At 71.0% G+C, this 18,666-nt stretch carries 16 protein-coding genes and 1 pseudogene; all 17 read left to right on the top strand.

Annotated features, from left to right (window positions below):
• Positions 1–100 precede the first annotated feature (100 nt).
• On the top strand, positions 101–1,231 hold the full coding sequence (flhB, locus tag AC06E6_RS02980; protein ID WP_478060285.1) for a flagellar biosynthesis protein FlhB: 1,131 nt from the start codon (positions 101–103) through the stop codon (positions 1,229–1,231).
• Complete coding sequence (gene flhA / locus AC06E6_RS02975) at positions 1,228–3,333, top strand: flagellar biosynthesis protein FlhA (protein ID WP_478060284.1); 2,106 nt, start codon at positions 1,228–1,230, stop codon at positions 3,331–3,333. The genes flhB and flhA overlap by 4 nt, the downstream gene beginning before the upstream one ends.
• A gap of 163 nt (positions 3,334–3,496) precedes the next feature.
• A complete protein-coding gene (gene flhF, locus AC06E6_RS02970) occupies positions 3,497–5,236 on the top strand; it encodes a flagellar biosynthesis protein FlhF (protein ID WP_478060282.1) in 1,740 nt (579 codons plus the stop codon).
• Positions 5,223–6,107: a MinD/ParA family protein gene (locus AC06E6_RS02965; protein WP_161615654.1), complete on the top strand. Its 885-nt coding sequence runs from the start codon at positions 5,223–5,225 to the stop codon at positions 6,105–6,107. The genes flhF and AC06E6_RS02965 overlap by 14 nt, the downstream gene beginning before the upstream one ends.
• Complete coding sequence (locus AC06E6_RS02960; RefSeq protein ID WP_161615655.1) at positions 6,104–6,850, top strand: RNA polymerase sigma factor FliA; 747 nt, start codon at positions 6,104–6,106, stop codon at positions 6,848–6,850. The genes AC06E6_RS02965 and AC06E6_RS02960 overlap by 4 nt, the downstream gene beginning before the upstream one ends.
• 13 nt (positions 6,851–6,863) lie before the next feature.
• Positions 6,864–7,256 (top strand): chemotaxis response regulator CheY, encoded by a 393-nt coding sequence (cheY, locus tag AC06E6_RS02955; RefSeq protein ID WP_161615656.1) that lies wholly within the window; start codon positions 6,864–6,866, stop codon positions 7,254–7,256.
• The gene (locus AC06E6_RS02950; RefSeq protein WP_199776704.1) at positions 7,256–7,879 is read left to right on the top strand and encodes a protein phosphatase CheZ; all 624 of its coding nucleotides are present in this window, start codon (positions 7,256–7,258) and stop codon (positions 7,877–7,879) included. Before cheY ends, AC06E6_RS02950 begins: the two co-directional genes overlap by 1 nt.
• Positions 7,880–7,883: 4 nt before the next feature.
• Positions 7,884–9,863: a chemotaxis protein CheA gene (locus AC06E6_RS02945; protein WP_478060278.1), complete on the top strand. Its 1,980-nt coding sequence runs from the start codon at positions 7,884–7,886 to the stop codon at positions 9,861–9,863.
• 121 nt (positions 9,864–9,984) lie between these two features.
• The gene (locus AC06E6_RS02940) at positions 9,985–10,725 is read left to right on the top strand and encodes a flagellar motor protein (protein WP_104938864.1); all 741 of its coding nucleotides are present in this window, start codon (positions 9,985–9,987) and stop codon (positions 10,723–10,725) included.
• Positions 10,726–10,728: 3 nt separating this feature from the next.
• Positions 10,729–11,682, top strand: coding sequence for a flagellar motor protein MotD (motD, locus tag AC06E6_RS02935; protein WP_104938865.1), 954 nt, complete (start codon positions 10,729–10,731; stop codon positions 11,680–11,682).
• Positions 11,682–12,464, top strand: a complete 783-nt coding sequence (locus tag AC06E6_RS02930) for a ParA family protein (RefSeq protein WP_104938866.1) — start codon at positions 11,682–11,684, stop codon at positions 12,462–12,464. The genes motD and AC06E6_RS02930 overlap by 1 nt, the downstream gene beginning before the upstream one ends.
• 17 nt (positions 12,465–12,481) lie before the next feature.
• Positions 12,482–13,330, top strand: a pseudogene (locus AC06E6_RS02925) (chemotaxis protein CheW); the annotation flags it as partial.
• A gap of 149 nt (positions 13,331–13,479) precedes the next feature.
• Positions 13,480–13,788 (top strand): STAS domain-containing protein, encoded by a 309-nt coding sequence (locus tag AC06E6_RS02920; RefSeq protein ID WP_104938867.1) that lies wholly within the window; start codon positions 13,480–13,482, stop codon positions 13,786–13,788.
• Positions 13,785–14,150, top strand: coding sequence for a response regulator (locus AC06E6_RS02915; RefSeq protein ID WP_104938868.1), 366 nt, complete (start codon positions 13,785–13,787; stop codon positions 14,148–14,150). The genes AC06E6_RS02920 and AC06E6_RS02915 overlap by 4 nt, the downstream gene beginning before the upstream one ends.
• 41 nt (positions 14,151–14,191) lie before the next feature.
• Positions 14,192–16,183: a chemotaxis protein CheA gene (locus AC06E6_RS02910; RefSeq protein WP_104938869.1), complete on the top strand. Its 1,992-nt coding sequence runs from the start codon at positions 14,192–14,194 to the stop codon at positions 16,181–16,183.
• 251 nt (positions 16,184–16,434) lie between these two features.
• Entirely contained in the window at positions 16,435–17,595 is a 1,161-nt protein-coding gene (locus AC06E6_RS02905; protein WP_478060274.1) for an OprO/OprP family phosphate-selective porin, read from the top strand.
• Between the two features lie 201 nt (positions 17,596–17,796).
• The coding region (locus AC06E6_RS02900) for an MCP four helix bundle domain-containing protein (protein ID WP_478060272.1) at positions 17,797–18,666 on the top strand (870 nt) is incomplete at its 3' end.

Below are 18,666 nucleotides of genomic sequence, written 5' to 3'. Positions count from 1 at the left end.
CGGCGGCCCCGGGCCATGACCCCGGCCACACCCGCCGGCCGCGGCGGCGCTGGCCCGGTTCTTGCACGGCCGATGCCGGATCCAGTACCCGCGCCAGGCCATGGCTGAGAACGAAGACGGCACCGAAAAAACCGAACAACCTACCGGCAAACGGCTGCGCGACGCCCGCGAGAAGGGCGACATCCCGCGCTCGCGCGAACTGGCCACCGCCGCGGTGTTCGGCGCCGGGGTGATCGCCGTGGCCACCCTGTCCGGGGTGATCGGCGGCAATACGCGCGCCTGGATGCGCACGGCGCTGGCGCCCGAGCCGGGGCTGTTCCAGACCCCCGACGCGCTGTTCGGCCACGCCGGGATGCTGCTGCTGCGGCTGCTGCTGGCGACCTGGCCGCTGTTGCTGGCCTGCCTGCTGGCCAGCTTCGTCGCGCCGCTGGTGATGGGCGGGTTGCGGGTGTCGTCCAAGGCGCTCATGCCCGACCTCAACCGCATGAACCCGATGAGCGGGATCAAGCGCATCTACGGCATGCAGTCGCTGGCCGAACTGGCCAAGTCGCTGCTGCGCATGCTGTTCGTCGGCGCCGCCGCCGGGCTGTGCATCTGGCACGGCTTCGATGCCCTGCGCGTCCTGCCGCAGCTGCCGCTGGAACGGGCGGTGCTCGATGGCCTGGGCTTCACCCTGCGGCTGCTGCTGGCCACGGCCGGCGCGCTGGTGCTGCTGGCGGCGATCGATGCGCCGTACCAGCACTGGAACTGGCTGCGCAAGCTGAAGATGACCCGCGACGAGGTCCGCCGCGAAATGAAGGAAAGCGAGGGCAGCCCGGAGGTCAAGGGCCGCATCCGCCAGATGCAGATGCAGCTGTCGCAGCGGCGGATGATGGAGGCCGTGCCCAATGCCGACGTGGTCGTGGTCAACCCCACCCACTACGCGGTGGCGCTCAAGTACGAGGCCGGGCGCATGAACGCACCGACCGTGGTGGCCCGCGGCGTGGACGAACTGGCCCTGCGGATCCGCCAGGTGGCCGACGGCAACCGGGTGGCGATCGTGTCGGCACCGCCGCTGGCACGCGCCTTGTATAGGGAAAGCCAACTCGGCAAGGAAATCCCCGTGAGACTGTATTCGGCCGTCGCCCAGATCCTGTCCTACGTCTACCAGCTGCGTGCCTGGCGCGGCGGGCCGATGCCGCAGCAGCCGGCCATCGACATCGACGAGTTCGGCAAGGGGGCCCGCCCATGAGCGCCCAGCCCATGCCCACCACCGCGCGCCGCCTGCTGGATGCGATCCGCCAGGGATTCGGCGCGCCGCTGATCGTGCTGGCGCTGCTGGCGATGGTGGTGGTGCCGCTGGCCGCGCCGGTGCTGGACGCGCTGTTCACCTTCAACATCGCCATCTCGCTGATGGTGCTGCTGGCGGTGGTGTACGTGAAGCGGCCGCTGGACTTCACCATCTTCCCGATCGTGCTGCTGGTCACCACCATGCTGCGGCTGGCGCTGAACGTGGCCTCCACCCGCGTCATCCTGCTCAATGGCCAGAACGGCCACGAGGCCGCCGGCAAGGTCATCGCCTCGTTCGGCGAATTCGTGATCGGCGGCAACTACGCGGTCGGCATCGTGGTGTTCGCGATCCTGGCCATCATCAACTTCGTGGTCATCACCAAGGGCGCCGGGCGCGTGTCGGAAGTGACCGCGCGCTTCATCCTCGACGCCATGCCCGGCAAGCAGATGGCGATCGACGCGGACCTCAACGCCGGCCTGCTGACCCGCGAGGAAGCCAAGGCGCGGCGCGAGGAAGTGCGCGAGGAAGCCGATTTCTACGGCGCGATGGACGGTGCCAGCAAGTTCATCCGCGGCGACGCCATCGCCGGCATCCTGATCCTGTTCATCAACCTGCTCGGCGGCCTGGCGGTGGGCGTGCTGCAGCACGGCATGCCGTTCGCCGACGCAGCCTCCACCTATACCCTACTGTCCATCGGCGACGGCCTGGTGGCGCAGCTGCCGGCACTGCTGGTGTCCAGCGCGGTGGCGATGCTGGTCACGCGCGCCTCGCGCGCCCAGGACATGAGCCAGGCGATGATGGGCCAGGTGTTCGGCCAGTACCGGGCCCTGGCCATCGCCGCGGCCATCATCGGCCTGGTCGGGCTGGTCCCGGGCATGCCCAACCTGGCGTTCCTGATCCTGGCCGCGATCCTCGGCTTCCTGGCCTGGAAGCTGTGGAAGCGCGACATGGCCGCCGCCGCGGCCGGCACCGAGGCCGGCGCGGCCGCCGCCGGCGAGATCCCGGGGCTGCTCGGCGCGCCGCCGGCGCCGACCGCCGAGCTGAGCTGGGATGAGCTGCGTCCGGTCGACCCGCTGGGGCTGGAGGTCGGCTACCGGCTGATCCCGCTGGTGGACAAGGCCCAGGGCGGCGAACTGATGGCACGCATCAAGGGCGTGCGCCGCAAGCTCACCCAGGACGTGGGCTTCCTGATCCCGTCGGTGCACATCCGCGACAACCTGGAACTGGCGCCCACCACCTACCGGGTGCTGATCCACGGCGTGCCGGTGGCCAGCGCCGAGATCCACCCCGACCGCGAGCTGGCGCTGGACCCCGGCAGCGCGATGGGCCAGCTGGACGGCATTCCCGGCAAGGATCCGGCGTTCGGCCTGGACGCCACCTGGATCCAGCCGCACCAGCGCGCCCACGCCGAGTCGCTGGGCTACACCGTGGTCGATCCGGCCACGGTGGTCGCCACCCACCTGTCGCACCTGATCCGCGAACACGCGCCGGAACTGCTGGGCCACGAGGAAGTGCAGCAGCTGCTGGCGACCCTGGCCAAGAGCGCGCCCAAGCTGGTCGAGGACCTCACCCCCAAGGCGCTGCCGATCTCGGTGGTGGCGCGGGTGCTGCAGAACCTGCTGATCGAGCGCATCCCGATCCGCCAGCTGCGCAAGATCGCCGAGGCGCTGGTGGAGAACGCCGCGCTCAGCCAGGACCCGACCGTGCTCACCGTGGCGGTGCGCAACGCGCTGGGCCGGTTCATCGTGCAGGAAATCGCCGGCATGTCGCCGGAACTGCCGGTGTTCACCCTGAACCCGCAACTGGAACGGGTCTTGCAGGAATCCACGCAGGGCAACGGTGCCGCACTGGAACCCGGTCTCGCCGAGCGCCTCCACCAGAGTCTTGCCGAATGCGTCGGCAAGCAGGAGGCGCGCAACGAGCCGGCCGTGGTGCTGGTACCGGGCCCGGTCCGCGCCGCCCTCGCGCGGATGGTCCGCCACAGCGTCCCCTCGCTGTCGGTGCTGGCCTACAGCGAGGTACCGGAAGACAAGCGCCTGAAGCTGGTCGGCACGATCAGCTGAGGACAGCCTGGAAACCGGCGGCGGCGCAGGACGACGTCAAAGAACGGACACCAGGCCGGCCACCGCCACACACGAAGGACGAGGAGCACGCACCGCCATGCACGACACCGTCAACGCTACTGCTCCCGCGTCGCACCCGCACACGAATTCCCGGTACTCCAGCATGAAGATCAAACGTTTCGTCGCCGCCGACATGCGCACCGCCATGAACCTGGTGCGCAAGGAACATGGCCCCGACGCCGTCATCCTGTCCAACCGCCGGATCGAGGAAGGCGTCGAGATCGTGGCGGCCGCGCACTACGACGAGAGCGTGGTGCAGCGCGCCCTGGAGGCCGCCCGCCCGGCACCGCCGCCGGCGCCCAAGCCGCGCAGCGCCGCCGAGGCGATCATCGCCGCGGTGACCCGCCGCAAGGCGCCGGAGCCCGAACCGGTGGTGGCCACCGCCTCGGCCGTGGCCGCCCTCGCCCGCTCGGCGGTCGGCGCCACCGGGCGCTCGATCGACAGCAGCCTCGAGCTGGCCCCGGGCAGCCGTTTCTCGTCGCTGCTCAAGCCGCAGCCCGCGCCGGCGGCGGTCGCTACGCCCCCGCCGGCGCTGCCGGAACAGATCTTCGCCACCTTCCCGGCGCTGCAGGACGATGCGCCGGTGGTGCCGGCGTTCCGTCCCGAAGGCTTCGCCGTCGCCGCGGCGGCGCCGGTACCAGCCGCCCGCAACCGTGCCCACTTCGCGATCGATCCGCCGCTGGACGCGCCGGCCACGGCGCTGCCCGCAGCCGCCGCGCCCAGCGAACCGGTGCTGGCGGTGCCGCCCGTGGCGGCCGCGGCCGTGGCCGCGCCGGTCGTGGGTGCGGAACCGGCACTGCCCGCCCCCGCCCCCGCCATCGCCGCGCCGGCACCGGCCCCGGCATCGACGCCGCTCAGCGTCAATGTTCCGGCACCGGCGGCCGACCCCGCCGTCGCCGCGCCCGCGCTGAGCGTGGTCCCGGCGGTACCGCGCGATGACCGCCAGCTGGCCGAACTGCGCCAGGAAGTGGCCGGCATGCGCCAGCTGATCGAGCGCGAGATGAACCGCTTCACCGACGAGCGCCTGCGCGGCAGCCCGGTGCGCGCCAATGCGCTGGACCTGATGGACGAGTACGGCTTCGACGCCGGCCTGGCCCGCGACGTGGCGGTGCAGATGCCGGCCGATACCGACCCGGCGCGCGCCCGCGGGCTGATGCTGGGCCTGATCTCCAAGAAACTGCCGATCGCCCCGGTCGACCCGATCGAGGCCGGCGGCGTGATCGCCCTGGTCGGCCCGACCGGCGCCGGCAAGACCACCACCATCGCCAAGCTGGCCTCGCGCTTCGCCGAGGCCCATGCCGCGCGCGACGTGGCCCTGGTCACCACCGATACCCAGCGCATCGGCGCCCGCGAGCAGCTGTACGGCTTCGGCCGCCAGCTCGGCATCGCCGTGCACGAGGCCAGCAGCGGCACCAACCTCAACCAGCTGCTGGAGCGCCTGGCCGATTACAAGCTGGTGCTGATCGACACCGCCGGGCTCGGCCAGCGCGACCGCGCCCTGACCGCGCAGCTGCAGTGGCTGCGTGCCGCCGGCCAGATCCGCACCCTGCTGGTGCTGCCGGCCAACACCAGCTTCCAGGACATGGACGAGGTGGTGCGCCGCTTCGGCGCGGCCAACCCGCAGGGCGTGGTGCTGACCAAGCTGGACGAGACCGGCCGCTTCGGCTCGGCCCTGTCGGTGGCCGTGGACCACCGCCTGCCGATCACCTGGGTGACCGACGGCCAGGACGTGCCCGAAGACCTGCACCGCGCCTCGGCGGCCAATCTGGTGCTGCGCCTTGAAGATTTGCGCCGCGCGGCCGATATGCCCTGCAATCCGGAGTTGAACCATGCCGTCGCGTGAGTACGCCAAGCTGACCAATGCCTTCCCGCTGTCGGCCACCCGCCGCCAGCCCGCGGGCCCCGTGCGCACCATCGCGGTGACCGGGGGCAAGGGTGGCGTGGGCAAGACCAACGTCTCGGCCAACCTGGCCGTGGCGCTGGCCGGCATGGGCAAGCGCACGCTGCTGCTGGACGCCGACCTCGGCCTGGCCAACATCGACGTCATCCTCGGGCTGCAGCCCAAGCACACCCTGGCCGACCTGGTCGCCGGGCGCTGCACCCTGGAGGACGTGATCATCGAAGGCCCCGACGGCCTGCTGGTGGTGCCGGCCGCGTCCGGCCGCCGGCACATGGCCGAACTGCAGCCGGCCGAGCACGTCGGCCTGGTCAACGTGTTCTCCGAGCTGGAACGCGACCTGGACGTGATGATCATCGACACCGCCGCCGGCATCACCGACAGCGTGTTGACCTTCTGCCAGGCCGCGCAGGACACGGTGGTGGTGGTGTGCGACGAGCCGGCCTCGATCACCGACGCCTACGCGCTGATCAAGGTGCTCTCGCGCGAGCGCGGGGTGGACCGCATCCAGGTCGTGGCCAACATGGCCCGCGACCCCAACGAAGGCCGCATGCTGTACGAGAAGCTGGTGCGGGTGTGCGAGAAGTTCCTGGCCGACGTTTCGCTCAACTACCTGGGCTGCGTGCCGCAGGACGACTGGCTGCGGCTGTCGGTGCAGCGCCAGCAGCCGGTGGTCAAGCTGTACCCGTCGGCGCCGGCGGCGCTGGCGCTGCAGGAGATCGCCCGCCGCACCGCCCGCTGGCAGGCGCCGACCGAGCCGCGCGGCGGCGTCGAGTTCTTCCTGGAGCGCATCATCCAGCGCGGGGTGGCGACATGAACCCGGCCGCCCATTACCGCGAAGTCCAGCGCGCCAGCGCCAACGACTGCATCGCCCGCCATTCGGACCTGGTGCGGCGCATCGCCCACCACCTGGCGGCGCGCCTGCCGGCCAGCGTCGAGATCGACGACCTGATCCAGGCCGGCATGATGGGCCTGATCGAAGCCTCGCGCAGCTACGACGCCGAACAGGGCGCCTCGTTCGAGACCTACGCCTCGATCCGCATCCGCGGTTCGATGATCGACGAGATCCGCCGCGGCGACTGGGTGCCGCGCTCGGTGCACCGCCGCGCCCGCGACGCCGCCGCCACCATCCGCCGCATCGAGCAGGCCACCGGCCGCGCCGCCAGCGCGACCGAGGTGGCGCAGGCCATGGACATGCCGCTGCCCGAGTACATGCGGCTGATCGAGGACGCCGCGCGCGGCCAGGTGCTGAGCCTGGAATCGCGGATCGAGGACCAGGGCGAACTGGACACCCCGGCCACCGGCGGCCCGACCCCGCAGCAGGTGCTCGAGCGCAGCCAGTTCGGCGAGGAACTGGGCAAGGCGATCGGCCAGCTGCCCGAACGCGAACAACTGGTGCTGTCGCTGTACTACGAGCAGGAGCTGAACCTGAAGGAGATCGGCGCGGTGCTCGGGGTCAGCGAGTCGCGGGTATGCCAGATCCACGGCCAGGCCATGCTGCGGCTGCGTGGCCGGTTGAAGATTTTCGAGGCGGCCGACGCCGGCCTCGTCGAACCATGAAGAGGAACACCTTTTGAACAAGAACATGCGGATCCTGATCGTCGACGACTTCTCGACCATGCGGCGCATCGTCAAGAACCTGCTGGGCGACCTGGGCTTCACCAACACCGCCGAAGCCGAGGACGGGCATGCCGCGCTGGCGCTGTTGAACAGCCAGCCGTTCGATTTCGTGATCACCGACTGGAACATGCCGGTGATGACCGGCATCGAACTGCTCAAGGCGATCCGCGCCGATGCCAAGCTCAAGACCCTGCCGGTGCTGATGGTCACCGCCGAGGCCAAGCGCGAGCAGATCATCGAGGCCGCGCAGTGCGGCGTGAACGGCTACATCATCAAGCCGTTCACCGCGCAGACCCTGGAGGAAAAGCTGGGCAAGATCTTCGAGCGGCTGGCGGCGAGCGCCTGATGACCATGCCCAGCGGAACTCCGAGCGAAAAATCGATCCTGGTGCAGCACCTGCAGGACGCGCTGGCGGCGCTGGAAAGCGGCGACGAACACGGCTGGCGCCGGGAAATCGACGCGCTGGCGGCATTGCGCACGCAGCCGATGATGGCCGGGCTGGGGCGGCTGGCGCGCGAGCTGGGCCAGGCCCTGGGCGAGCTGCCAACGGTGCCCACCGAGGCCGGCGAGCTGGACGACGCCTGCGCGCGCCTGGACCACGTGGTGGAGATGACCGAAAAGGCCACCCACCGCACCCTGGACCTGGCCGAGCAGTGCCGCGAGCTGGTCAGCGGCCTGCGCGAGGGCAGCGTGCCGGCGATCGAACACGAGCAGGCGCTGGAGCGCATCCGCCACAACCTCACCGAGATCGCCCTGACCCAGAGCTACCAGGACCTGACCGGGCAGATCATCCGCCGCGTGGTCGGCATCGTGCGCCGCGTGCACGAGGGCTTCGGCGCGCTCGGCCTGCCGCCGCCGGAAGACGAGGCCCGTGGCCGCGGCCTCGCCGGCCCGGCGCTGGAAGGCATCGACCGCCACGCCGTCAGCCAGAACGACGCCGACGACCTGCTCTCCAACCTGGGGCTGTGATGCCATGAGCGCCTTCGCCGACGACATCGCCGCCGATTTCATCATCGAGGCCCAGGAAATCCTGGATCGCCTCGGCGAACAGCTGGTCGCCCTGGAGCAGTCGCCCCGCGACAACGACCAGCTCAACGCGGTGTTCCGCGGCTTCCACACGCTCAAGGGCGGCGCCGGCTTCCTCGGCATCAACGCCATGGTCGAGCTGTGCCACGCCGCCGAGGAAACCCTGGGCATGGCGCGCTCGGGCAAGGCGGTGCTGCAGGCGCACCACTTCGACGCCGCGCAGCAGTCGCTGGACTGGCTGCAGGCGATGCTCGACGCGGTGTCGGCCGGCACCGATCCGCAGCACGCGCCGCCGTCGCTGATCGCGCTGTTCGACGTCGATGCGGCCCCGGCCCCGGCGGCACCGGTCGCGGTGGCCGCTCCGGCGACGGCCGGCGACCTGATCACCGAAGACGAGTTCGAGAACCTGCTGGACCAGCTGCACGGCGGCGCCGCGCCCGGCACCCGCCCGGCGCCGGCCAGCGCCGCGCCCGCCGCCAAGGGCAGCGACGAGCTGATCACCGAGGACGAGTTCGAAAGCCTGCTGGACCAGCTGCATGGCGGCGCCGCACCCGGCAGCCGCCCCGTCGCGGCCAGCGCCGCGCCCGCCGCCAAGGCCGGCGGCGACCTGATCACCGAAGACGAATTCGAAAGCCTGCTCGACCAGTTGCACGGCGGTGCCGCGCCCGGCGCCCGCGCCCTGCCGGCCATCGCGCCGGCCGCGCCCGCGCGCGTCGCGCCCCCGGCGCCGGCATCGACGCCGGCACCGGCACCGGCCGCGGCCAAGGCCGCGGTCGAACCGGAACAGACCGTGCGCGTGGACACCAAGCGCCTGGACGCCATCGTCAACCTGATCGGCGAACTGGTGCTCTCGCGCAACCGGCTCAAGACCCTGCGCACGCGCCTGAAGGACGAGGAACTGGACCGCGCCGTCTCCACCCTGGACATCGCCACCGCACGCCTGCAGTCGGCGGTCATGCGCACCCGCATGCAGCCGGTGGGCAAGGTGTTCTCGCGCTTCCCCAAGGTCGCCCGCGACGTCGCCCGCAGCCTCAAGAAGGAAGTGGACCTGGAGCTGATCGGCGCCGAGACCGAGCTCGACCGCAACCTGGTCGAGGCGCTGGCCGATCCGCTGGTGCACCTGGTCCGCAACGCCATCGACCACGGCGTGGAAATGCCCGACCTGCGCGAAGCGCAGGGCAAGCCGCGCATGGGCCGGGTACGGCTGTCGGCGCAGCAGGAAGGCGACTACGTCAGCATCGAAGTGCAGGACGACGGCGCCGGCATCGACCCCGAGCGGCTGCGCGCCAAGGCCCGCGAGAAGGGCCTGCTGGACCCGGAAGCGGCGGCTCGGCTGAGCAGCGAGGAGTGCCTGCACCTGGTGTTCCTGCCGGGCTTCTCGACCAAGCAGCAGGTCACCGACATTTCCGGCCGCGGCGTCGGCATGGACGTGGTGCAGTCGCGCATCCGCGAGCTGAGCGGGCAGATCCAGATCCAGTCGGAACTGGGCCGCGGCAGCCGTTTCCTGATCCGCGTGCCGCTGACCCTGGCGATCCTGCCGACCCTGCTGGTGCAGGCCGGCGAGGACATCTACGCGCTGCCGCTGGCGCGGGTGATGGAAGTGCTGCACGCGCCGCGCACCTCGCTGGGCTGGTTCGACGGCCGCGCCGTGCTCGACCGCAAGTCGCACACGCTGGCGCTGGTCGACCTGCGCCAGTGGCTGGACGTGGAACCGGCGCAGTCGACCCTGCTCACCATCGTGGTGCTGCAGATCGGCGAGGCCCGCTTCGGCCTGGTCGTGGACCAGGTGCGGGGCCGCGAGGAAGTGGTGATCAAGCCGCTGCCCAAGGCCCTGCGCGGGCTCAAGGGCTATGCCGGCGCCACCCTGATCGGCGACGGCCGCATGGCGCTGATCCTGGACGTGGACGGGCTGCGCAGCCAGGAGTAAGCCCACCGGTCGCGCCGGTAGCGGCGCATGACCGCCGCAGCCCGCGGCCACACCCGCCCGCCGCGCCCGCGGCCGCCCCCCACCCGTTCAAGTACCCCGCGCAAACGCCGATATCCGTTAAATGGACAGACTCAGCATCATCGGACTCTTCCTCGCACTGGCCTCGCTGGTGGGTGGCAGCATACTCAAGGGAGCCGGCCTGTCCTCGCTGTGGTCGCCGGCCGCCTTCGTCATCGTCATCGTCGGCACCGTGGCGGCGATCCTGCTGCATACCTCGCCGGCGATCTTCCGCCATGCCTTCAGGATCGTGCGCTGGGTGGTGCAGCCGCCGGCCAGCGACCGCCAGGCGCTGATCCGGCAGATCGTGGAATGGAGCAACATCGCCCGCCGCCAGGGCCTGCTCGGGCTGGAGCCGCAGGTGGAGATGCAGGACGACCCGTTCCTGCGCAAGGGCCTGCAGCTGGTGGTGGACGGCGTCGAGCCCGACGCGATCCGGCACATGCTGGAAATCGAACTCAGCGGCCAGGAACACCGCGACCTGGCCGCGGCCAAGGTATTCGAGGGCATGGGCATCTACGCCCCGACCCTGGGCATCATCGGCGCGGTGCTGGGCCTGATCGCGGTGATGAAGAACCTGGCCGACCCGAGCAAGCTCGGCCACGGCATCGCCGCCGCGTTCACCGCCACCATCTACGGCATCGCCTCGGCCAACCTGCTGTTCCTGCCGGTCGCGGCCAAGCTCAAGAGCGTGATCGCGCACAACAGCCGCGAGCGCGAGATGATCATCGAAGGGCTGATCGCCATCGCCCATGGCGAGAACCCGCGCAACATCGAAACCAGCCTGGCCGGCTTCGTGGGCTGAACCATGGCACGCCGCAAGTCCCACGAAGAGCACGCCAACCACGAGGCATGGGCCATCCCCTATGCCGACCTGATGACGCTGCTGCTGGCCTTCTTCGTGGTGATGTACGCCATTTCCTCGCTCAACGAAGGCAAGTACCGGGTGATGGCCGACGCCCTGACCACCGCCTTCGGCGGCGCGCCGCGCACCATCACCCAGGTCCAGGTCGGCCACCAGCAGCTGCAGGGCGGCGGCCACGACACGCCGGCGGTGATCCGCGCGCCAAGCATGACCGGCGGCGCGGTTTCCGACCCGACGCGGCTGCCGTCGATGGCGTCGCAGATGACGCGCCCGGTATCGCTGCGCGACCGCGAGCAGTTGCAGCGCGCCGAACGCCAGCTCGGGCAGATCGCCGAAAAGCTGACCCGGGCGCTGGCGCCGCTGGTCAGCCAGGGCGTGATCAGCGTGCGCCGCACCGAACTGTGGATCGAGGTCGAGATCAACAGCGACATCCTGTTCGCCACCGGGTCGGCGGCGCTGGACGCCGACGCGCGGCAGACCCTGGGCAAGCTGGCCGACGTGCTGCGCGACGTACCCAACGGGGTGCGCGTGGAAGGCCATACCGACGACATGCCGATCGCCACCGCGCAGTACCCGTCCAATTGGGAACTGTCGGCCGCGCGTGCCGCCAGCGTGGTGCACCTGTTCGCCGACCACGGCGTGCAGCCGCAGCGGCTGGCGATGATGGGTTACGGCCAGTTCCGCCCGCGCGAGAGCAACGCGCTGGCCGAGGGCCGCAACCGCAACCGCCGGGTCATGGTCATCATCCTGGCCGATTCGGCCGCCAGCGCCGAGGCGCTGGCCGACGGCGCGACCACGGTCGACGCCGCACAACCCACCCGCGATGCCGCCGGCGCCGAGGCGCCCGCGCGCACGTCCGGACCGGCCTTGCCGGCAGCAATAGAAGGAGTGCACTGATGCGTATCTGGGCCATTGCCAACCAGAAGGGCGGCGTCGGCAAGACCACCACGACGCTGGCGTTGGGGCGCGGCCTGGCCGCGCTGGGCCAGCGCGTGCTGTTGATCGACCTCGACCCGCACGCCTCGCTGACCCGGGCCTTCGGGGTACCGCTGGACCCGCCGCCGCCGGGCGTGCTGGAACTGTTCGCCACCCCGCCCGGCGAGATCGCCGCGCTCGCGCGTGGCAGCGCCATCCCCGGGCTGGACTACCTGTGCGCGCAGGCCGCGCTGGCCACCCTGGAGCGGCGCAGCGCCAACCAGCCGGGCCTGGGCCTGGCCCTGCAGCATGCGCTGGCGCAGCACGGGCAGCGCCACGACTACATCCTGCTCGACTGCGCACCGACCCTGGGGCTGCTGATGATCAACGCGCTGGCCGCGGCCGACCGGCTGATCATTCCCACCCAGGCCGAACCCCTGGCGCTGCACGGGCTGGAAGGCATGGTGCGCACCGGGCAGATGGTCGAGCGCTCGCGCGGCCGGCCGCTGCCGGTGTCGATCCTGCCGACCCTGTTCGACCGCCGTACCCGCACCGGCAACGAAACCCTGCGGCAGATGCAGGACCGGCATGGCGAGCGCGTGTGGGAAGACGCGATTCCGATCGACACCCGCATCAGCACCCCGGCCACCCTCACCGCCCCGGCGCACGACGACGCCTACCCGGGCCGCGGGCTGTCGGCCTACCGGCGCGCGCTCGAATGGCTGCGCGCCGAGGACGCCGCGCAACTGGAGCGCGCGGCATGAACGGCACCGACGTACTGGACGACTACCTGGGCGAGCTGCTGCTCGACGCGATCCCTGCGCCGGCACCGGCAGCGGCGCCGGTCGCCGTCGCCGTGGCGCCGGCCGCGGCTGACGCGCCGGTGGCCGTACCCGCGCCCGTCCCGGCCGCGCCGGTCCCGGCCCGCGCCGACCCGGTCATCCCCACCCCGGCACCACCTGCAGCGGTGGTGGCGCCAGCGGTGACCGCGCCGGCCGCGGCCGCCCCGATCCCGGCCCCGATCCAGCCCCCGGCCCCGGCCGCCACGCCTGCGCTGGCGCGGACCGCCGCCCCGCCCGCGGCCAGCGAATCCAGCCCCGCGCCTACGGCCACGCCCACGGCGGCGGACGGCAACAACGTCTGGGCCGCGTTGCAGGCGCAGGCACGCGAGCCGCAGCGCCCGCAGCGCCGCGCCAGCGAGCGCACCTCGCGCTGGCTGCGCCTGCGCTGCGGCGCCCAGGCCTATGCACTGGAGCTGCTCAAGGTGCAGGAAGTAGTGCTGCCGGTGCCGCTGCTGGGCCTGCGCGGCACCGCCGCCTCGATGCTCGGCATCATGAACCTGCGCGGCCAGGTGGTACCGGTGATCGACCTGGGCCTGCACCTGGGCTTCGCCGCGGTCGGCGAAGGCAGCCAGACCCGCATCGTGGTGCTCGAGGAAAAGGGCGAGGTGCTCGGCCTGCGGGTGTCCGCGGTCGAGGACGTGGCCAACCTGACCGAGTCGCAGATCGAGCCGCCCGACACCGCCCGCATCTGCCAGATCTCCAACACCCTGTTCCGCGGCGTGGCGCGCATCGGCCAGCAGCCGATGATCCTGCTCGACGCCTCGGAACTGCTGCAGTGCGAGCGCTGAAGACGCATGCGCGCCGGCAGCGGACACCCGCCTGGCGCGGCCGCCGTTCCGTGCGCCAGTTCACGAATTCACGCGCCTGTGTCCGCGCCCCTTAAAGATCGTTACAGCGCTGCCGTTAACTGGTCCAGTACCGTCTCTCCGGAGCAACGATGAGCACTGTGGCACTGGCGCAGGACCTGGGCATCGAGTCCACCAGCGACCTGAAGCAACACCTGGCCCCGCACCTGGGCCAGAGCGGCGCGTTGCGCGTGGATGCCAGCCAGGTGGGGCGGGTGCACACCGCCGCCATCCAGGTGCTGTGCGCCTTCGTCCAGGCCCGCCGCCAGGCCGGCCATGCCACCGTCTTCGACGACGCTACCGACACTTTCCGCGACGCCGCGCGCCTGCTCGGCGTCCTCCAGGCCCTGGGCCTGGACGCAACCCCTGACAAATCGAATTCTGTGGAGAACGTTGCATGAGCGCTCGAATCCTGGTGGTGGACGACTCGGCGTCGATGCGCCAGATGGTGGCCTTCGCCCTCACCTCGGCCGGCTTTTCCGTCGAGGAAGCCGAGGACGGCGCCATCGCCCTGGGCCGTGCCAAGGGCGCCAGGTTCAACGCGGTGGTCACCGACGTGAACATGCCCAACATGGACGGCATCTCGCTCATCCGCGAACTGCGCCAGCTGCCGGACTACAAGTTCACCCCGATGCTGATGCTGACCACCGAGTCGGCCGCCGACAAGAAGTCCGAGGGCAAGGCCGCCGGCGCGACCGGCTGGCTGGTCAAGCCGTTCAACCCGGAACAGCTGGTCGCCACCGTCCAGAAAGTCCTGGGCTGATCGCCCACCCACCGCCCCGAACCCGACCGGATAGCGCGCCCATGAGCATGGACCTGCAACGTTTCCACGCCACCTTCTTCGAGGAAAGCCGCGAAGGGCTGGACGCCATGGAGGCCGGGCTGCTGGCACTGGAGGACGGGCAGCAGGATCCGGAAATCATCAACTCGGTGTTCCGCGCCGCGCATTCGATCAAGGGCGGCGCCGGCACCTTCGGCTTCGAGGCCATCGCCGGCCTGACCCACGTGCTGGAAACGCTGCTGGACGAGCTGCGCGCCGGCAAGCGTGCGCTGGAAAGCGCCGCGGTCGATGCCATGCTGTCCTCGGTGGACGTGCTGCGCGCGCTGCTGCGCGAGGCCGAACACGGCCAGGCGGCCGACCCGGCGCTGGTCGCCGCGGTCAAGGCACGCCTGGAAGCGGTGTTGTCCGGCGCGGCCGCCGCGCCGGCCGCGGCCCGCCAGGAAGCCCCCGCGACCGAGCCGGACGGCTGGCAGATCGGCTTCGTGCCGGCGCCGTCGCTGTTCATGAGCGGCAACGATCCGCTGCGCATCATCCGCGAACTGGAAACCCTGGGCACGCTGCAGGTCCAGGCGCGCATGGAGCGGCTGCCCGGCTTCGAGCAGATGGATCCGCTGGAAGCCTACATCGCCTGGGACCTGGGCCTGACCGGGCGCATCCCGCGCAGCAAGATCGAAGACACCTTCGCCTGGGTGGTGGACGACTGCGAGCTGGACATCCAGCCGATCATCGCCCCGCCAAGCCTGGCCACGCATGCACCGACGCCGGCGCAGGAAGTGGCCGCCGAGGTGGTCGCCGCCGCGCGCCCGGCGGCAGCCGCGGCGCCCGCCGCCGCGGGCGGCCACGAGGCCGAGAGTTCGATCCGGGTCAGCGTCGACAAGGTCGATGCGCTGATCAACCTGGTCGGCGAGCTGGTGATCACCCAGGCGATGCTCAAACAGGTGTCCGGCGGCCTGGATCCCTCGCACGCCGAACGCCTGCTGGCCGGGCTGGACCTGCTCGAACGCAATACCCGCGACCTGCAGGAAGCGGTGATCGGGGTGCGCATGCTGCCGGTGGACGCGGTGTTCCGCCGCTTCCCGCGGCTGGTGCGCGACCTGTCCTCGCGCCTGGGCAAGCAGGTGCGGCTGCGCACCATCGGCGAAGGCACCGAACTGGACAAGGGGCTGATCGAGAAGATCGCCGATCCGCTGGTGCACCTGGTGCGCAACTCAATCGACCATGGCCTGGAAATGCCCGACGTGCGCCGCCAGGCCGGCAAGGACGAGATGGGTACCATCACCCTGGCCGCCTCGCACCAAGGCGGGCACATCGTCATCGAGGTCAGCGACGACGGCCGCGGCCTGAACCGCGACAAGATCCTGGCCAAGGCCCAGGAGCGCGGGCTGGCGGTGCCCGACAACCCGACCGACACCCAGGTCTGGGACCTGATCTTCCAGCCGGGCTTCTCCACCGCCGATGCGGTCACCGACCTGTCCGGCCGCGGCGTCGGCATGGACGTGGTCCGCCGCAACATCCAGGCGCTGGGCGGCGAAGTGCAGCTGGAAAGCCAGACCGGCGCCGGCACCCGGGTGCTGATCCGGCTGCCGCTGACCCTGGCCATCCTCGACGGCATGACCGTTTCGGTCGCCGGCGAGACGCTGATCCTGCCGCTGGCCTACGTGCTCGAGGCGCTGCAGCCCAAGGCCGAGGACATCCGCACCATGGCCGGCGAAGGCCGGGTGCTGCGCGTGCGCGGCGAGTACCTGCCGATTCTGTCGCTGGGCCAGTACTACGGCTACCGCCAGGACAGCCACGCCGACCCGTTGGTGGTGGTGGTCGAGGGCGACGGCCAGAAGATCGCCCTGGAAGTGGACGAACTGCTCGGCCAGCAGCAGGTCGTGGTCAAGAACATCGAGAACAACTACCGCCGCATCGGCGGCGTCTCCGGGGCCACCATCCTGGGCGATGGCCGGGTCGCGCTGATCGTCGACGTCGGCGGGCTGGTGCGCTCGCTGCGGCTGCCGCAGGCCGCCTGATCGGCCCACCGCGTCGCGCCATGGCCTGGCATGCACGCCAGGCCGCGCGGCGGTGCCGGGGTGCTTGTGCCGGGGTGCCTCCAGCGCCGGCCCCCTGCCGTTGCCGCCGCATCCTCCTCCTCCCCGCCACCCGCTCCGCCGCGCGCCGCATGGCGTACGGATCCGGCATCCCGCGCCACCAGCGGCGCGGGATGCCCCACCGAACCCGGCCCACGCCCCGGCGTGCCGCCCCCTCGCTCCAGGACACCCACATGCATCGCCTCGCCCCGCTCGCCCTGCTCACCCTCGCCGCCCCGGCCCTGGCCGGCACGCAGGCCGACGCATGGCCCCCCCGGCTCGCCCTGGCCAACGGCACCGAGGCCACGCTCACCGGCAACGTCGCCTGGGACGTCAACCGCTTCGACGCCGATGGCGCCGCCCTCGACAACGACCAGGACTGGCGCCGCAAGGAGTTCGGCGTCGCCATCAAGCGCAAGGGCCTGTACGACTTCACCGCCTCCTACGACTTCCAGTCCGACACCTGGTTGGACGTGGCCCTGCGCCTGGAGAGCAAGGGCCTGACCGGCCGCGACCTCGGCAAGTGGCGCATCGGGCAGATGAAGCTGCCGCTGGGCTTCGAAGGCAATACCGCCACCCGCAGCGGCGCCTTCATGGAGAACGCACTGCCGACGCAGGCGTTCTACGAAGGCCGCCGCATCGGCGTGGACTGGGCGCTGGAGCGGCCGCGCTGGCTGTTCAACGCCGGCGCCTACAGCCACGACCTGCAGGGCAACAACCGCGGCGACAGCCTCGCCGCGCGGCTGGCCTGGACCCCGCGCAAGCAACCCTCGCACGTACTGCACCTGGGCGTTTCCAGCACCCGCGAGCGTCCCGACGCCGAAACCAACGGCCTGGGCGTGGAGGTCGCGCCGAGCGTGCGCTGGCGGGCCAGGCCGGAGGCGTCGCTGACGTCGCTGCGGCTGGTCGACTCGGGCACCCTGCGCGAGGTCGAGCGCATCGACCGCCGCGGCCTGGAGGCACTGTGGATCGAAGGCCCGTGGTCGCTGCAGGGCGAGTACCTGCAGCAGACCACCCGCCGCCACGCCCTGCCGCACTACCGGAGCGACGGCTGGTACCTGGCCGGCAGCTGGCTGCTGACCGGCGAATCGCGCACTTACAGCGGCGGCAACGTCGCCAATCCGCGCCCGGCCGGCAGGCACGGTGCCGTCGAGCTGCTGGCGCGTTACAGCCGCATCGACCTGGACGATGGCCTGATCCGTGGCGGCCGCGAACACAACTGGACCGTGGGCGCCAACTGGTACCTGGGCAACCACCTGAAGTTCCAGGCCAACTACGTCCACGCCGACGCCCGCCGTGGCACCGCGCACTGGCAGCCCGAAGTGGTGCAGCTGCGCGCGCAGCTGCATTTCTGAGGCCACCGGCGGGCCGCCCTGCCGTTCGTCCGGAACCCGCCGCCGGCGGCTGCACGGACGTCAAGAAGCGGACGCCAGCGCCGATACCGCAAATGTGCACCCCGGGGTGCAGGCCTCCCGTCGCGGCCCTTCCATATTGATGACGTCATGCAGGCGCGCCGGGCCTGCCCGTCGCTGAGCCTGTCACTGGAGATATCTGCGATGAAATGGTTCCAGAACCTTTCGATCACGCGGAAACTTGCCCTCGCCTTCTGCATCACCTGCATGATCACCCTGTTGATGGGGGGCTTCTCGCTGTGGCGGATGATGCTCGCCAACACCCAGATCGAGCAGATCAACAACAACTGGATGCCGGCGGTGCAGCAGCTGGGCGAAATGCGCGCGCAGCTGGGCGAATTCCGTACCTATGAGCAGGCGCAGCTCAGCTACCAGGGCAACCCCGAGCAGCTGGCCGACTACGACAAGCGCCTGGCCGACACCCGCGGCCTGATCGAGGCCGCCGAGAAGGCCTACGACGACATCGGCACCGACTACACGCCGGAAGAACTGGCGATGTACGAGAAACTCAAGCAGCACCGTGCGGCGTACTTCGCCGCGCACGAGCGCATTGCCGCGGCCATCGCCGCCGACGATTTCGACACCGCGCGGAGCATCTCCTCGGACGAATCGCGCAAGCAGCGCCGCCTGCTGTTCGACCAGCTCAAGCAGATGTCCCAGTACAACCAGGAGCAGCTGGCCCGGGATGTGGCCGCGTCCCGGCAGGCCTACCAGCGTTCGCTGATGGCGGTGGCCGCCGGCATGGCGCTGTCGCTGCTGCTGGCCGCCCTGCTGGGCTGGGCCATCATCCGCTCGATCACCCAGCCGCTGGGCGAAGCCGTGCGCGTGGCCGACGATGTCGCCGCGGGCAAGCTCGACCGCCGCATCGACGCCTCGCGCCGCGACGAAGTCGGCAAGCTGCTGTCCTCGATGCAGCGCATGCAGGCGCAGCTGCAGGCAGTGATCGCCGCGCAGCAGGAAATGGGCCGCCAGCACGACGCCGGCATCATCAGCTACCGCATGGACCAGGCCGCC

The organism is Stenotrophomonas sp. Steno-Z10-HUANG (assembly GCF_056393075.1).
This window is presented reverse-complemented; position numbering and strand designations above follow the sequence as displayed.

Excerpts from the sequence above, each read along its gene's own strand:
- flhF (WP_478060282.1), top strand. The coding sequence starts at position 3,497 with ATGAAGATCAAACGTTTCGTCGCCGCCGACATGCGCACCGCCATGAAC.
- flhA (WP_478060284.1), top strand. The coding sequence starts at position 1,228 with ATGAGCGCCCAGCCCATGCCCACCACCGCGCGCCGCCTGCTGGATGCG.
- AC06E6_RS02915 (WP_104938868.1), top strand. The coding sequence starts at position 13,785 with ATGAGCGCTCGAATCCTGGTGGTGGACGACTCGGCGTCGATGCGCCAG.
- AC06E6_RS02905 (WP_478060274.1), top strand. The coding sequence starts at position 16,435 with ATGCATCGCCTCGCCCCGCTCGCCCTGCTCACCCTCGCCGCCCCGGCC.
- AC06E6_RS02950 (WP_199776704.1), top strand. The coding sequence starts at position 7,256 with ATGACCATGCCCAGCGGAACTCCGAGCGAAAAATCGATCCTGGTGCAG.
- flhB (WP_478060285.1), top strand. The coding sequence starts at position 101 with ATGGCTGAGAACGAAGACGGCACCGAAAAAACCGAACAACCTACCGGC.
- AC06E6_RS02920 (WP_104938867.1), top strand. The coding sequence starts at position 13,480 with ATGAGCACTGTGGCACTGGCGCAGGACCTGGGCATCGAGTCCACCAGC.
- AC06E6_RS02930 (WP_104938866.1), top strand. The coding sequence starts at position 11,682 with ATGCGTATCTGGGCCATTGCCAACCAGAAGGGCGGCGTCGGCAAGACC.
- AC06E6_RS02910 (WP_104938869.1), top strand. The coding sequence starts at position 14,192 with ATGAGCATGGACCTGCAACGTTTCCACGCCACCTTCTTCGAGGAAAGC.
- AC06E6_RS02960 (WP_161615655.1), top strand. The coding sequence starts at position 6,104 with ATGAACCCGGCCGCCCATTACCGCGAAGTCCAGCGCGCCAGCGCCAAC.
- AC06E6_RS02965 (WP_161615654.1), top strand. The coding sequence starts at position 5,223 with ATGCCGTCGCGTGAGTACGCCAAGCTGACCAATGCCTTCCCGCTGTCG.
- AC06E6_RS02945 (WP_478060278.1), top strand. The coding sequence starts at position 7,884 with ATGAGCGCCTTCGCCGACGACATCGCCGCCGATTTCATCATCGAGGCC.
- motD (WP_104938865.1), top strand. The coding sequence starts at position 10,729 with ATGGCACGCCGCAAGTCCCACGAAGAGCACGCCAACCACGAGGCATGG.
- AC06E6_RS02940 (WP_104938864.1), top strand. The coding sequence starts at position 9,985 with ATGGACAGACTCAGCATCATCGGACTCTTCCTCGCACTGGCCTCGCTG.